Source organism: Acutalibacter sp. (assembly GCF_056800975.1).
Genome location: NZ_JBQISV010000050.1, coordinates 1 through 15650, shown reverse-complemented (window position 1 = coordinate 15650; position 15650 = coordinate 1). Strand labels below are relative to the sequence as shown.

The window sequence follows — 15650 nt, the reverse complement described above, 5'->3', positions numbered from 1 at the left end:
CCCCTCACTCCCTATGGTACCCCCTCCACCCAGGAGGTGCCTGACGCCATTGAGCCCTATTTGGAGGAGCATGATGTGATGCTGCTGGAAAACCACGGGGCCCTGGCCGTGGGCAGCGATGTGCTCACCGCCTTTTACCGCATGGAGAGCCTGGAGCTGTGGGCCAAAATCACCATCAACGCAGTGATTCTGGGGGGCAGCTGGGATATCAGCCGGGAGAACATTCAAAAGCTCATTGACCTGCGGAGCTACTACCAGGTCACAGGGCGGCACCCGGGCTACCGGCAGTTCAACCCCCAGGACCCCCTGCTTCACAAAAACGAGGCTCCGGATTCAGAGGAGCCCACTCATTCCAACTGACACAGAAACGGAGGAAATGAACATGCAGTATCCAAAAATTGGCATCCGCCCTGTGATCGACGGCCGCTGGGGCGGCATCCGGGAGGGCCTGGAGGCCCAGACCATGGGCATGGCCCGGGCCGCGGCAGAGCTGATCACCACCACCCTGAAATACCCCGACGGCACGCCTGTGCAGTGTGTTATCAGCGACACCACCATTGGGGGCGGGGCCGAGGCGGCCCAGTGTGCGCAGCAGTTCTCTGCGCAGAATGTGGTGGCCACGCTCAGCGTCACCCCCTGCTGGTGCTATGGCTCTGAGACCTTTGACATGGACCCCCAGACCATCAAGGCGGTGTGGGGCTTTAACGGCACCGAGCGTCCCGGGGCGGTCTATCTGGCCGCTGTGATGGCCGCCTATGCCCAGAAGGGTCTGCCCGCCTTCTCCATCTACGGCCATGACGTGCAGGACCTGGGGGACAGCTCCATCCCCGCCGACGTGGCGGAGAAGCTGCTGAGGTTTGCCCGGGGCGCTGTGGCAGTGGGCTGGATGAAGAACAAGTCCTATGTCAACCTGGGGGGCGTGGCCATGGGCATTGCGGGCAGCTTCTGCAATGCGGACATGTTCCAGAAATATTTCGGCATCCGGGCCGAGTGGGTGGACATGACCGAGCTGCTGCGCCGGGTCACCCTGGAAATTTATGACAAGGACGAGTATGAGAAGGCCCTGGCCTGGATCAAGGCCAACTGCCGGGAGGGCTTTGACCTGAACAGCGGCAAGTCCTTCCCGGAGATCATCACCCGCTCCAAGGTGGTGCCGGCGGACAAGGATTGGGCGTTCATTGCAAAGATGACCTTGATTACCCGGGACATTCTGTTTGGCAACCCCAAGCTGGCGGAGCTGGGCTGGCACGAGGAGGCCCTGGGTAAAAACGCGGTGGCCGGCGGCTTCCAAGGCCAGCGTCAGTGGACGGACTGGCTGCCCAACGGGGACTTTACCGAGGCGATTATGGCCTCTACCTTTGACTGGAACGGCACAAAGCCCCCCACTCCCTTTGCCACGGAAAACGACACCCTCAACGGCGCGGCCATGCTGCTGGGCACCTTGGTCAGCGACACAGCCCCCTGCTTCCACGATGTGCGCACCTATTGGAGCCCCGAGGCCTGTGAGCGGGTTACCGGGCACAGACCTCAGGGGGTGGCCAAGGATGGGTTCATTCATCTCATCAACTCCGGGGCCACGGCCCTGGACGGCTCCGGCGCGGCAAAGAACGCGGCCGGCGAGGGCTGCATGAAGCCCTTCTGGGACATGACCGATGAGGACGTTTCAGCCTGCCTGTCCGCCACAGACTGGTGCCGGGCCAACTACGAATACTTCCGGGGCGGCGGGTTTTCCAGCCACTTCCGCTGCCAGGCGGAGATGCCTGTCACCCTGCTGCGGGTGAATGTGGTGGAGGGCATCGGCCCGGTGCTTCAGCTGGCCGAGGGCTGGACCGCAGACCTGCCGGACGAAATTCACAATATTGTTGACAAGCGCACAGACCCCAGCTGGCCCACTACCTGGTTTGTGCCCAAGCTCACCGGCCAGGGGGCCTTTGCCGATGTGTACAGCGTAATGGCCAACTGGGGCGCGAACCACGGGGTCACGGTTTACGGCCATGTGGGGGCCGAGCTCATCACCCTGGCCTCTATGCTGCGCATTCCGGTGAACATGCACAATGTAGAGGCCGGGCGGGTGTTCCGCCCCCATGCCTGGGCAGCGTTTGGCACAGAGGACGCCCAGTCCGCAGACTACCGGGCCTGCCAGACTTACGGCCCTCTGTACCGCTGAGAGCCCGGTGGGGAGCTTTCGCCCAAGTCATTGAGATAGAAATTGCAGATATGGTCGAATAAAAAAAGCTGCCGCTGTAGGGGTATAGGAAAGGCTCTTAAAAATCAGTATATGTTGATTTTTGAGCTTCCTGGTTCAAGCGGGAAGAAACGCCCTTTTTGAACGGAACAGTAGATATAACAAAAAGCCTGCCCTTCCCCCCCTTGGCGTCCCAAGGAGAGGAAGGGCAGGCTTTTTAATTTGCGGTTTGTCCATGGTGGGGCCGCTATTTTGCCGCCTTATGCCCTTGCGGCGAGACCTCTCTTACCCGCAGGGTGAGGTCCTCCACAGTAAAACGCACCTCCATGCCCCCAAAGCTCATGCCGTACACCCGGGTTCTGTCCTTCTGGTAGTGGGGGCGGGGGTCTGCGGCCAGCACAGCGGTCAAAGCCTCCCGCCGGTCCTCAGGCACCCTTGCCAGCAGCTCCGGGGGGAATTCCACCTCCAGCTCCTGCCAGGGGTTTTCGGTGGTAAAGCCGCCGGTGGCCTCGGGCTTGCAGTCGGCAGAGGGCAGATAGGGCTTGACGTCAAAAATAGGGGTGCGGTCCACCAGGTCGGCCCCCCGCACCAGCAGACGAGGGCCGTCAGGGGCCTCATAGTCCACCCGGTCCAGCTCCACGCAGGAGAGCCCCACAGGGTTGGGCCGAAAAGGCGAGCGGCTGGCGAACACCCCCACCCGCTTGTTGCCCCCCAGCCGGGGCGGGCGCACGGTGGGGGTCCACTTATCGCCGGGCACCCGGTCAAACTGCCAAATGAGCCACAGATGAGAGAAGCCCTCTATGCCCCGAAGGGCTTCCCGCACCCGGTACTCCGGCTCGAACACCACCCAGGCCCGCAGACTGTCAATAAGCCCGCTCTGCCGGGGCACCCCGAACTTCTCGGGGAAGGGGCTCTCTATGTGGGCGATTGGTTTTAGCTCCACGCTATCCCTCCTCTTCGGGGAACAACGGCCCCTTGGGCAAAAGCCCAGAATCCCCATCCATGTATTGTTCGTGGGACAGGGACAGTTTCCACTGGCCGTTTTGCCGGAATACCATATGCAGAGATTCTTTTTCTACTTCCTCCGCGAGATAGGCTGTGCAGCAGGTAATCCCCTCGTCTATACCAACCATAAAGGAGGGCTGGGCCTCCCAGGCGGCAATCGGACCATCAGGGCCTACCTTCACCAGGTAGACCGGGGAATCATCATCACAGCCAGGAGTGCAGGAGGCGGTCACCCGCTGGTAGGCTCCAGCCTGCTCTATCGTGAGGCCGCCTCCCTCTGTGCTGAGGTTCTCGCTTCGGAACAGGTCCTCCCCCCAGGGCGGGTCCTCCAGATTTACCTCCGGCGCAGGGAAGATAAACGGCCCGTCCGCCAGCAGCGGCAGGTTGCGCTCCACGATCTCCAGCACCACATATTCAGCCCCCAGCTCCCCGATCTGCCCCATGTCGTAGGGGACTGCCCGGGAAAAGCGGGCAGAGGAGAAGCTCTCAGCCATCAGGCTGTGCAGGGCGTTGCCAAAGGAGTCCCGGAACATGAGCAGGGGCCCGTTCTCCGCAGCGCTGGTGGTCTCAATCCGCAGGTCGTCCACATCTCGGATGGGCCGGGCGTAGGTAAAGGCCAGGGGCGGGTCAAACACAAACTCCTGGTCCAGCCGGGAGGAGGCCGGGTAGAGCATTTCATGCAGGTCGCCCCGGTGGGTGAGCTGGTAGCTCCCCGCCTTCCCAAAAGCGTCCTCCGCAGGCAGGCCGAGGGCTTCCAGGAGAACATCGTGGCCCAGGGCCGCGCCCCGGTTGGTCCAGTGGGAGTCCAGGGTAAAATACAGGTCTTCCCCCTCCACAGAGCGCAGGGGGCCAAACAAGTCGGCGTAATTCACCTCTTGCTGCCTCAACGCTTCCACTGCCGGGGAAACATATTCCACTTCAGCGGGAGGCAGGCTGAGATGCTCGGGGTAGACGGAGGCCTTGTTGGGGGCAATGGTGAACGCAAACTCCGCCCCCTGGCTCTGGGCATAGTCCTGGGCCAGCCGCAGGCTTCGGGCGATGCAGTATGCCTGGCGGTCCGACAGGACGTCCGCGCCGGTGTAGTCGTCCAGGGTCTCGGCGTAGTAGAGCCAGTCTTCCCCACCCAAAGCCACCAGGGACTGGGGAGAGGTGCGGAACAGCCCCACCTTCAGCCCCGCGTCCAGGGTGATCAGCTCCTGCCGGAAGCCGAAGCTGCGGGAGAACCAGTTGGCAGCGTCAGAGAGAAATTCCACGTTGAAGGAGCCGTCAGGCCGGGTAAGGGCAGGCGCGGGAACCGCGGTCTCGTTGCCCCCAGGGGAGGCAGGGCCCAGCAGTGTCAGCCCCAAACCGGGGACCAGACAGGCGGCCAGAAACAGGACCGTAAAGAGAATGTGAAACAGCTTTTTCATGGCTCACCTCAAAATCGGAAGTAGATAAAGGGGTCGAACTCTGCGCCGGAGAGATGCAGCACGCACACCGCGAACAGCGCTCCCGCCCACACATAGGAGAGGCCCCGCATGGTCAGGGCCAGGCCGCCCTCTCCTTGGGCCAGGGCCTTTACCCGGGGCAGAATGGGCAGAGAGAACACACAGCCCGCCCCCAGGGCCCACAGGTTCAAGGGAGTGAGCAGGCTGCGCAGCAGAGACTCCCCCTGCAAGGTGAAGCGGAAGCCCGCCAGCATATTCTGGTAGATGAGCCCGGCCCCGGCCAGGGTCTCTGCCCGGAACAGCACAAAGCCCAGCAGCACGGCCAGCAAGGTCGCAGGCCGCCACAGAACCCGGCGCACCCGTCCTGGCGGGGGCAGCAGGTCCTCGAGAATAATGAAAGCCCCATGCCAGAGGCCCCACAGCACAAAGCTCCAGGAGGCCCCATGCCAGAGCCCGGTGCAGAAAAACACCAGGCACTTGTTCCACTGGGTGCGGGCCTTGCCCCGGCGGTTGCCGCCCAGGGGGATGTACAGATAGTCCCGGAACCAGCTGGACAGGGAGATGTGCCAGCGCCGCCAGAATTCCTTGATGGAGCCGCTGGCAAAGGGGTAGTTGAAATTCTCCTGAAACTGAAAGCCGAACATTCTTCCCAGGCCAATGGCCATGTCGCTGTAGCCGGAAAAGTCGAAATAAATTTGCAGGCAGTAGCACAGGGCCCCCAGCCAGGCAGAGCGCACATCCAGCTGCGCCGGGGCGGCTCCAAACACCAGGTCCGCCATATGGCCCACCGTGTTGGCGATAAGCAGCTTCTTCGACAGTCCCAGAATAAACCGGCGAACGCCGTCCGCGGTAAGGCCGGGGCTGGTCTCACGGCTGTCAATCTGTTGGCTCACGTCATGATACTTGACAATGGGACCGGCAATCAGCTGGGGGAAGAAGGAGATGTACAGGGTCAGCTTTAACAGGCTTTTGCTGGCCAGAGAGGGGTCGCGGTAGCAGTCGACCACATAGGACAGCCCCTGAAAGGTGAAAAACGAGATGCCCACCGGCAGGGCAATGCCCGGCAGGGACAGAGAGAGGCCCAGTCCGTTAAGGGCCCCCACGGCGAAGTCCGCGTACTTGAACACGCAGAGCAGCCCCAGGTTGACTGCCGTTGACCCTGCCACCACCGCCCGCCGGCCCTTACGGCCCGGGGCAAGCAGCAGGCCGCTGAGGTAGTTCACCACCACCGAGGCCAGAAGCAGCAGCACATATACGGGCTCGCCAAAGGCGTAGAAGACCAGGCTCAACACTGCCAGCAAGGCGTTTTTCGCGGTGACTGAGCCCCGCCCTTGGCCGGGAATAAGCCGGTACAGCAAAAAGGTCACAGGCAGAAAGGCGAACAGGAAGGCAGGAGAGCTGAATACCATACCTTACCCCACGTCCTTCACAGTCTCCACACCGTTCTCCCGGTAGGTGTAAACGGTAAAGCCGCTATAGTACAGCTGGCCGTCCTCGCCCGGGCCAATGCAGCTGGGGCCGTAGTCGCTGCTGCCAGGGTAGCCGAACACGGCGTACAGGGCGTCTACACTGCTGCCAATATAGTCGGCGGGATTGGCAGCGGGCTCCGGGTCAGGCTCGGGGTCCGGAGCCGGGGGAGGGTCGTCGTTGCCCGAGGGCTCTACCCACACATCGCCGCCGTCGTCGCTGGGGGGCGGGTCATTGTCCACCGGCTCCTGCTCCACTGGCTCAGGGGTGGGGGTGGGAGCCTCTGTGGGGGCCTCGGTGGGCTCAGGAGTGGGGGTGGGCTTGGGGGTTGCCGTGGCCTTGGGCTTTTGAGACGCCTTGGGCGTAGCAGAGGCCTTGGGGGTGGCGCTGGGCGCAGCGGAGGGCGAAGGGCTGGCCTCGGCGGAGGAGTCCCCATCTCCGCCGCAGGCAGAGAGACTGAGGAGCAGAACAAAGGCCAGCAGGGCGCAGAGAGCGAGCAGGATTTTTTTCATAACGCAGGGTTTCCTTTCCAGAGCTTCTTGATTTTTTCAGTCAGGGATCTATATATAAAAAAGGATCATGTGCGCGGCCTTCCGGCAAACCCAGCCCCGGAGCTTGCTGGGAAGACGCCTCGGCAAAACCGTGACCGGTCTGGCTGCCTGCGTCTTCCCGCTTTGCTCTTGGCTGAATTTGCTCGAAAATCCGCACACAAAACCCTTTGGGTAGAAGATTTACTTTTTCACGACATTTTTTACCGAATACTTCCGGCCGGTCAGCTCACTGTATTTCTTCATAAACAGCTTGCTGTTGGGGAAGCGGTACTGCTGCTGGGGGTCGCAGATATAGGTCTGGCCGTTTTCCACAATCTCCACCCAGCCGTGAAGAACAAAGCCGTAGCCAATATTCACCTTGCCGGAAATACCCGTGGCCTGAAAGCCCAGCTTGCGGGCCAGCATGGTGCCCAGCCCGGCGTAGCGGTAGCAGTTGCCCTTACGGTTTTTCAGCATATCCAGGGCCATGGTGGCCTCCCAGCCGGTCTGGCCGTCCTCAGAGCCCTTGCCCAGGTAGCTGCCCGCCCGGTAGGGCCAGGTAGAAATCAGGTTGTGCAGGCGACGGTAGTTGTTCAGGTTGGTGTCGCCCTCCTTGGTGTTGGCCTTCACAAAGGCAGTGAGCATGCGGTCCAGCTCCGCGTTGCCAGTGGTGTAGCGGCCATTTGCGTCAAACCGCAGCACACCGATGGTGGTATTTTTGGCCCAATGGCCGTTTTCGTCCACATAGTACAGCTCGCCGCCAATCAGGTGGCCTCCCTTTTTGTGGGCCGCAGTGGGGACCTGGTAGGAGGCCCACTTTTCTCCATCGTCTGTGTGGGTGTGCTCCAGCGAGGCCTCCATAATGTGGGCATAGGCCCAGTGCGTAGAGGCCAGGTCCAGGAACACCAGTGGGTCGCCCCCAGCCTGCAGCTTGGCCCGGTCGGGCTTGCGGCCCAAAGCGTTGTTGAGCATCACCGCCGCCTCAGACCGGGTAACGCCCCGGTCCGGTTGAAAATTCCCGTCGTCGCAGCCAGTGACCCAGCCCTTGGCCGCAGCGGCGTAAATGGCCTTGCTGCCCCACATGCTGTCTGTCACATCAGGGAAGCTCACCTCAGGCGCGCCCTCTGCCTCCCCGGGGAAGAAATGGGAGAGCACCACCACAAACTCCCGGCGGGTGATGGTGTGGTTTGGCAGAAAGTACCCCTTGTCATTACCATTGAACACTCCCAGCCCGGCCAGGGTCAGAGCCGGCTTTCCATACCAGGAGTTCTCCTTTACATCCGGAAAGCTCACCTCGTCGCCCTCAGGCACAGTGTCCAGCAGAGAGTACAGCACCACCGCAGCCTCAGCCCGGGTCATGCTCTTGTTGGGGAAGACCTGGTCCTGGTTTCCGGTGAAGTAGGGGCGGTGCTCTGTGGTCAGGGTGGGGCCAGGGGTGGGACTGGGCTCCGGGGTGTCGTCCGGCTCGGGAGACCCGTTGGGGTCAGGCGTCTCCTCCGGCGCAGGAGACTCATCGGGGTCAGGAGACCCGTCCGGCTCGGGAGACTCATTAGGTTCGGGGGACCCGTCGGGCGCAGGGCTCTCCTCCGGAGCCGGAGACCCATCGGGGGCGGGGGTCTCCTCCGGCGCAGGGGTCTCCTCCGGCGCAGGGGTCTCCTCCGGCGCAGGGGTCTCCTCCGGCACAGGGGTCTCTTCAGGGGCGGGGCTCTCCTCGGGAGCAGGACTCTCCTCCGGCGCGGGGGCGGCGTCCTCCTCTGCGCTGGTGGGAGCGTCTCCGAGCATAGGGCTGATTTCTTCGTCAGAAGCTGCGGCAGGCACCCAAAGGCCCGCTGCCAGAATAAACACTGCCAGCAGAACGGCAATTATCTTTTTCATGTATACTCACGATCCTTTTCCCTATTAGTTGTTAAAAGCAGGCGTTCTAACACAGAATTATACCATGTTTCTTTCTGATAATCAAGTATTCGACAGGATTTCCAACCTGCAAAAAAGCCGGAAATCCAGGAAGGCTGTCATGGTATTTTTTTATGAAAAGGCCTTCCCTTGTCCCATCGTTTCATTCCCATCAAGCTGCCATTACCATTCCGGGCGCACCATCTCCTTAAAACAAAAAGTGCGCAGCCGAAAGCCGCGCACGAAAAACGCATGGCTCCCGCTGCTACCACACAACCCCTTTATGCTTTCCAAATGCGTGCACAAAGGCAGAGCCTGCATTTTTACCTGAGTTGGTAAGAATGCACGCATCTGGTAGCAGTTTTGGGTTGTGTGGTATGCGACTATCTTATCACAAAAAATTGGCAAAGTAAAGAGAGACAGCAAAAAAACACAAGCCCATGGCCTGTGTCCTTTTTGCTGTCTCTCTATTCCGGCGGTTCCTGAAACCGGGCCCGCAGCTTTTCCAGGGCCTTTTTCTCAATGCGGGAGATATAGGACCGGGAGATGCCCAGCCGCTGGGCCACCTCCCGCTGGGCCAGGGGCTTGCGCCCCCCCAGGCCGTAGCGCATACAAATGACGCTGCGCTCCCGGGGCTCCAGGGCGGGGAGGTAGTCGTACAGCTTCTCGCTTTTCATGCGCACGTCAATGTCATCGATCACCGTGTCGTCCACAGCCATGGTGTCCATCAGGGTCAGGGCGTTGCCGTCCTTGTCCGTGTCAATGGGCTCGTTGATAGACACATCCTGGGCCGACTTTTTCCCAGCGCGGAAGAACATGAGGATTTCATTTGCTATCCTCACCCGACTGCGACAAATCCGGGATGGCGGTATAGTCCACGTTCCCCTCCGCGCCGAACAGCACCACATGGGCCAAATTACCGTCCCAGACCACCTTCTGCACGATGGTGCGGATAGCGGCGCGCTTTTCCTCTATTGACAACAGGTCTATGGTGGTGCGGAAACTTGCAAGCATTTGGACGAGTATGTCAAACTCCTCCGCACTCAGCTCATTTTGAGATGTAAGGCCCTCCAACTCGATGATCCGGGCTTGGAGGGCTTCTTTCTGTGCGGTCAGCTCGTCAATGCGCTTTGCAACCTGATTCTTGGCGGCTGCGCTGTTCAGCTCGGCGAGTGAATCAACTAAGGCGGTGAGCTTGGTTTCTACGTCCGCACATTCTTTGCGGAGTGCTGCTAACCGCTCGTCATACCCGGCCCGGTCGCCGGAATAAAAGCTCCTGCTCTTTTCCAGGAGCTTCACGAAAGTTGACTTATCCTCGGTCAGGCCCTTGATTTCCTCAATCACGGCGGCGTCCAGCCGGTTGCCGCTGACGTTCTTCTGGGCGCACTGGCTCCCCTGGCTGTGCTCCTTGCGCTTGCAGATGTAGGTGTACAGGGGCTGACCGTCCTGCCCCAGGCGCTTGGAGAGCTTTGGGTACATTCGGCTGCCGCAGGAGCAGAACAGCAGGCCGGTGAGCAAGGCCTGGTTGCTCCGGGGCTTGCGGTAGGATTTGGAGCGGTTCTGATCCAAGCTCTCCTGCACCTTGACCCACTCCTGGCCCGGTATCAGCCCCTGGTGCTGGCCCACGGTGACAATCCACTGGTCGACCGGCAGGTAGATTGTGGCCCGGCCTTTCTCCTGGTCGCTGCGGTTGTAGGCGAGAATACCGTGGGAGCCGTCAAAATCGGCAGGAACGGAGAACAGCTCGGCCTCGTTCTCTATGAAATATTGGTATGCCTCCTGGTCTGCCAACAGATAGACTGGGTTCTGCAAAATATTCTTGACGGCGAAGCGGGTGAAGTCCCGGCCTGTCTTAGTCTTGATATTCTGCCGCCGCAGCTCGGCCTCTGTTTTGGAGAGGGAGTCGGTTTGGGCGTAAAGTGCGTAGATTTTCTTGACCAGGCCAGCCTCCTCCGGGACGAGCCGGAGCTTGCAGGCTTTGCGGGTCTTGCCGTCCACCGTGACGGTCTGGACACTCTCGGAGCGGTACCCGGTGGGCGTGTTTCCCCCCAGCCAACGGCCTGTCTTGGCCAGCTCGTGCATATTGTCCCGGATTCGCTCGGCGATGGTTTCTCGCTCCAGCTGGGAGAACACGGAGGCGATGTACATCATGGCCCGGCCCATAGGGCTGCCGGTGTCGAACTGCTCCCGGATGGAGATGAAAGCCACGCCCAGGCGGCTCAACTCCTCAATAAGAGTGGAGAAGTCGCTGATATTGCGGCTGATCCGGTCCAGGCGGTAGACCACGATGGCGCTGATTTCATGGTCGCGGGCGGCTCTTAGCATTTGCTGGAAGGCTGGACGGTTCAGGTTGCCGCCGGAGAAGCCTTCGTCCTCGAAGACGAGGGCGGCGTCAGCGGCGGCATCGCCGTTGTGCAGGCGGATATATTCCCGGCACAGCTCGATTTGGTTGCCGATGCTTTCGCCTTTGCCGGTGAATTTGGATTTGCGGGAGTAGATGGCGATGGGGGGCATGGGAGTTGCTCCTTTTGGTATGTGTTTTTATTTAGTGTATCATAGAGTATTAAGAATGTACAGAGGAAAGCAGAGATTTTCATTCCTGCTTTCCAGAGCTGTCAGGTTACAGACATTCCGGGTTCGTCTGCCCCATCCGCCCACAACTCGCACTGCCTCATCACCGTCTGCACCGCGTCCTCCATCCCCTCCGGCGGGTACCTGTGTTTTCTCAGCAGCCGTTTGACCATCCGGCGCATCCCGGCCCGGGCGCTCTCCTTCTTCTGCCAGTCGATGGTGCGGTTCTTCCGCAGCTGCTCCGTCAGCTCCTTTGTGATAGCAATCAGCTCCTCGTGCTCGTAAAAATCTTTAACCGCTCGGGGCTTTGTCAGCGCGTCATAGAACGCCAGTTCCTCCGCACTCAGCCCCAGGGATTGCCCCTCTGCGCTGGCCGCCGCGATCTCCTTCGCCAGCTTGAGCAGCTCTCCGATGACTTCCTCATTGGTAAGCATCCCGTTGAGGTAGCGGTTCATGGTACCCTGAATGATCTCCGAGAACTTCTCTGCCTTGACCAAATTCGTCCGCCGGTAGAAGGAAACCTGCTCGGCGATTAACTTTTTCAACAATTCCACCGCCAGGTTCTTCTCTTTCATGTTGGCGACTTCCTCCAGAAACTTGGGGTCAAACAGGGAAAACTCCGACTGCACGTCAGAGAAAAGGTTGATTACCCCCTCGCTCCGGATGCTGTGCTTCAGCATCTCGTTGATGCGCTTATTTACCTCCGGCAGCGTAAACTTCTTACCAGCCCCGCCAGTTTGTAGACGCACAAGCATGGTGCGCACAGCCTCAAAGAAGGCAGCTTCAAAGCGGGCGCTCTCCTCCGCCAGGCTGCCGCAGAGGGAAATGGCCTGCCGGAGCAGGAGGGCCTCCTTAATGAAAATATTCTGGGCGCGCTGGTTCTCCGGCAGGCTCTGTTCTGCAACGCTTTTTCCCAGCATGAAGTTCACGCCGCCGCTGATGGCGTTTGCCCTATCCAGGTCGCCGCCGGTCATAAAGGCCGCGTAGTCAAAACCATGGAACAGGTCGCGGCAGACAGAGAGCTTCTCTAAAAACTTCGGATATGCTGCCTTGCGGATGTCGGTGTCACCGTAATTCTTCCTGTCGCGGGCGGTGTATTCGTTCATAGCCTGCTTAAGCGCCCCGGCAATACCCACATAGTCAACCACCAGGCCGCCCTCCTTGTCCTTAAAGACCCGGTTTACCCGGGCGATGGCCTGCATCAGGTTGTGCCCGGACATGGGTTTGTACACATACATGGTGGCAAGGGAGGGCACGTCGAAGCCAGTCAACCACATATCCACTACAATGGCAATCTTCAGGGACGAGCCGTTGTCTTTAAAGAGTCTGGCCAGTTCCTCCTTGCGGGACTTGTTCCCGATTATCTCCCGCCACTCCTCCGGGTCGTTGTTGCCCTGGGTCATCACCACGGCCACCTTTGACTTCCAGGCCGGGCGCAGTTCCAAAATGCGTTTATATATCTTCATGGCTATGGGCCGGGAGTAGGCAACGATCATGGCCTTGCCGGTCAGCAGGTTCTCCCGGTAGTTTTCATAGTGGTCAAGGATATCGTCCACCAAAGAGCTGACTGTCTGCTCCGCGCCCAGGATGGCCTCCATACGGCCCAGCTCCCGCTTGCTTTTCTCAATAACGGCAGGGTCAGCGTTCTGAGCCATCAGATCGTATTCCGCGTCAATCAGGCGCAGGGTCTGCTCATCCAGCTTTAAGTGGATGACCCGGCTCTCGTAATAAACGGGCCGGGTCGCGCCGTCCTCCACTGCCTGGGTCATGTCATAGATGTCAATATAGTCGCCGAACACCTCCCGGGTGCTGCGGTCTTTCGAGGAGATCGGCGTGCCGGTAAAGCCTATATAGGCAGCGTTGGGCAGACTGTCCCGGATAACGCGGGCGGTGCCGACCACAGTACGGACTTCCAACTCACCGTTGTCCTTCTGATGGGTGACAACCTTTTCCGTCAAGCCGTACTGCCCCCGGTGGGCTTCGTCTGCCATGACGATAATGTTCCGGCGTTCGGAAAGCGGTTCGTCAATCTCCTCAAATTTCTGCATGGTGGTAAAGATGATGCCGTTGGCCTGACGGTTTGCCAGCAGCTCCTTCAAATGCCTGCGGCTTTCTGCGTGCTGTGGAGTCTGCCGCAAAAAATCCTTGCAGCGGGCAAACTGGCTGTAAAGCTGGCCGTCCAGATCGTTCCGGTCGGTGATGACCACAATGGTGGGACTATCCAGCGCCTGTTGCAAATAGTGGGCATAAAACACCATGGACAGCGATTTCCCGCTACCCTGTGTGTGCCAGAACACCCCGGCTTTACCGTCCGTTTCGGTGGCGCGGAGGGTGGATTTCACCGCCTTTTTCACGGCGAAATACTGGTGGTATCCGGCCAGAATTTTGAAGGTATTCTGTCCGTCTACATTATAGCAAATAAAGTTTTTGAGAATATCCAGGAACCGCTCTTTGGCAAAAACCCCCTCAAAAAAGGTGTCAAACTGGGCATAGGCTGTGTTCTCATAGCTGCCGTCCGTGGTCTTCCACTCCATGAAGCGGTCCTCGCCAGAGGTGATGGTACCTGCTTTGGAGGTGGTCAAATCGCTCATGACCAGGACGGCGTTATAGACAAACAGCGAGGGTATCTCGTGCATATAGTTGCGCAACTGCCGGTAGGCCGCAGAGGCGTCCGTCTCCTCCCGGGAGGGGGATTTCAGCTCCATCACCACCAGCGGCAGGCCGTTTACAAACAGCACCACATCCGGCCGTTTCTCGGAGTTCTCCACCACCGTCCACTGGTTGACAGCGGTGAAATCATTGCGCTCTGGCCTCTCAAAGTCCACCAGATTCACCAGCCCGGAGCGCTCCTCCCCGCCCTCAAAATACTTCACCGGCACCCCGTTCTGCAGGTAGTCCATGAACGCCATGTTCCTCTGCACCAAGGTGCCGCTCTCAAAATTTTTGAGCTTATACACCGCCTCGTTCAGCGCGTCCGGCGGCAGGCCGGGGTTGATGCGCGCCAAAGCAGGCAGCAGTGCGTCTTCATACAAGGGGCTGTGGTGGTCCCGGGGGACATCTGGGCCGTATATGTAGGCGTAGCCCAGGCGCTGCTGGAAGAGCTGGAGGATGGCGGATTCGTAGTTGGATTCAGTAAACAACATGGTTGTCACCTCCTGTGTAATTGTAATTCTTTTTCCATTAATGGAATTAACGTTTTTTCTAAATTACTGCACACATTACAAATATTCTCCTTGTAATTTTTGGCTGTATCAGAAATAGGTTGTTCTGCCTCTTCTACAGTTTTAACTGCCACTAGTCTGGACAATTCGCTTATGTCCATCAATAAATTCTGGAGTTCTTCCTCATTATATTCTGAAAACAGGAAATGACCTCCAACTATAATTGACTCCTGACGTTTCAACGTAATCACATACCAAGTGAAGTTTTGGTTTTCTGGAAATGAGCTTGGCTCACCAAAAAAGAATTTTAATGCTGTTTGCATAGCTTTTTTTGTTTTTTCATCTGAAATCTGCCGAGCAAAGGCAAAGATGTTTTGTAATGTACTGTAGCATTCCATTCTCTTTTCAAACAATGCAATTTTGTCTTGCCTATCCGCAATCTTTTTGGGAACCTGGATAGCTATCACAATAGCAACGAATGACATAGCAGCTCCAAACCAAGCCGCAAAAGCAGAAACAGCATCCCAGCTGTTTTCTAAATCTGGAGCATAGGTAATACGAAAGCCTATACAGTACAGAAATATAAGCAAGGCCACCACAAAAACAGCTGTAACCGTAAGTGGAAACCATTTCCCTTTGATAAACTTTTTCATGTATTCACGCTCCTCACATCAATCTCCCCGGACAAGAGCTTGGGGAGGAGGGTGTCGCGCATCAGAGAGAGTTTCTCATTTTCTAATCCATTAGCATACATCTTTTGAAATACAGACTGACAAAAAGAATTAAACTTCTTCACCAACTCTACAGGGGCAATAACAATTGGTTCAGTTTCAATAAATCCTGTAATATGGAGGTTTTTTATACCTGTTGTTCCGTTTTCATAAGAGAAAAAAGTGCCCAAGTTATATAGATATTGCCAATAGTGGTACACATACATACTATAGCCAGTTATTGGTTTCAACGCCTTACAGAAGTTAGTACAAACCATCCCTTTATCATATCTGTCTAACAAAGCCTCTGATATTACTGTAGCTCGCCCGGTAGATTGGGTAGGACTGCCTCCAGAGACTTCAACAACTATGTCTCCACTTACAAGATGCTTGGCTACATAGTTCTTAGGGAGAATATATCGTGTCGGCATTTTCCCTTTTCTTCCTGCTCGAACATCAGGGATATCTGCACCGCGAATACAGTACACCATCTCTGTATTGTTACCCAAAAGAGATTCTTTGCCCCAATCACCGCTAACTATCTTTTCAATTAGATTTGAAAAAGTCCCTTTCTGCCATAGCGCGGCATCAGGATTGCTAATATAGTCACCACAGGTGAAAAGCGGTAGAAAGGGCATCGTCAAAGGAAGGTGCAGAGGGAAGGATTTTTCTCAAGAAACGCTTCAGCCAAGCCCAGAACA

General features: G+C 58.1%; 12 protein-coding genes. 2 read left to right on the top strand and 10 right to left on the bottom strand.

Features of this window, described 5'->3' with window-relative positions; all coding sequences use genetic code 11:
* Together ACTO5E_RS06920 and ACTO5E_RS06915 are read left to right on the top strand one after the other, a co-directional pair.
* Nucleotides 1-360 (top strand): class II aldolase/adducin family protein (locus ACTO5E_RS06920; protein WP_482302679.1); only part of this gene is annotated, 360 nt, incomplete at its 5' end.
* Between the two features lie 22 nt (nt 361-382).
* Nucleotides 383-2167 (top strand): L-fucose isomerase, encoded by a 1785-nt coding sequence (locus tag ACTO5E_RS06915; RefSeq protein ID WP_482302678.1) that lies wholly within the window; start codon nt 383-385, stop codon nt 2165-2167.
* A 265-nt stretch (nt 2168-2432) separates the two neighbouring features.
* Here ACTO5E_RS06915 and tsaA read toward each other — a convergent pair whose 3' ends face one another.
* The 10 genes from tsaA to ACTO5E_RS06865 all read right to left on the bottom strand — a co-directional run bounded on the left by tsaA (nt 2433) and on the right by ACTO5E_RS06865 (nt 15593).
* Nucleotides 2433-3185, bottom strand: coding sequence for a tRNA (N6-threonylcarbamoyladenosine(37)-N6)-methyltransferase TrmO (gene tsaA, locus ACTO5E_RS06910; protein ID WP_482302677.1), 753 nt, complete (start codon nt 3183-3185; stop codon nt 2433-2435).
* A complete protein-coding gene (locus tag ACTO5E_RS06905) occupies nt 3130-4599 on the bottom strand; it encodes an alginate O-acetyltransferase AlgX-related protein (protein WP_482302676.1) in 1470 nt (489 codons plus the stop codon). The genes tsaA and ACTO5E_RS06905 overlap by 56 nt, the downstream gene beginning before the upstream one ends.
* An 8-nt stretch (nt 4600-4607) precedes the next feature.
* Nucleotides 4608-6026 carry an MBOAT family O-acyltransferase gene (locus tag ACTO5E_RS06900; protein WP_482302675.1) on the bottom strand — a complete coding sequence of 473 codons (1419 nt, stop codon included), beginning with the start codon at nt 6024-6026 and terminating at the stop codon, nt 4608-4610.
* Nucleotides 6027-6029: 3 nt separating this feature from the next.
* The gene (locus ACTO5E_RS06895; RefSeq protein ID WP_482302674.1) at nt 6030-6596 is read right to left on the bottom strand and encodes a hypothetical protein; all 567 of its coding nucleotides are present in this window, start codon (nt 6594-6596) and stop codon (nt 6030-6032) included.
* 219 nt (nt 6597-6815) lie between these two features.
* Nucleotides 6816-8489: an S-layer homology domain-containing protein gene (locus tag ACTO5E_RS06890; RefSeq protein WP_482302673.1), complete on the bottom strand. Its 1674-nt coding sequence runs from the start codon at nt 8487-8489 to the stop codon at nt 6816-6818.
* Nucleotides 8490-8974: 485 nt separating this feature from the next.
* A complete protein-coding gene (locus tag ACTO5E_RS06885; protein ID WP_482302672.1) occupies nt 8975-9325 on the bottom strand; it encodes a sigma-70 family RNA polymerase sigma factor in 351 nt (116 codons plus the stop codon).
* A 7-nt stretch (nt 9326-9332) separates the two neighbouring features.
* Nucleotides 9333-11021, bottom strand: a complete 1689-nt coding sequence (locus tag ACTO5E_RS06880; RefSeq protein ID WP_482302671.1) for a recombinase family protein — start codon at nt 11019-11021, stop codon at nt 9333-9335.
* Nucleotides 11022-11122: 101 nt separating this feature from the next.
* The gene (locus ACTO5E_RS06875; RefSeq protein ID WP_482302670.1) at nt 11123-14221 is read right to left on the bottom strand and encodes a type I restriction endonuclease subunit R; all 3099 of its coding nucleotides are present in this window, start codon (nt 14219-14221) and stop codon (nt 11123-11125) included.
* A gap of 5 nt (nt 14222-14226) precedes the next feature.
* Nucleotides 14227-14892, bottom strand: a complete 666-nt coding sequence (locus tag ACTO5E_RS06870; protein ID WP_482302669.1) for a hypothetical protein — start codon at nt 14890-14892, stop codon at nt 14227-14229.
* Nucleotides 14889-15593: a restriction endonuclease subunit S domain-containing protein gene (locus tag ACTO5E_RS06865; protein ID WP_482302668.1), complete on the bottom strand. Its 705-nt coding sequence runs from the start codon at nt 15591-15593 to the stop codon at nt 14889-14891. Before ACTO5E_RS06865 ends, ACTO5E_RS06870 begins: the two co-directional genes overlap by 4 nt.
* Nucleotides 15594-15650 lie beyond the last annotated feature (57 nt).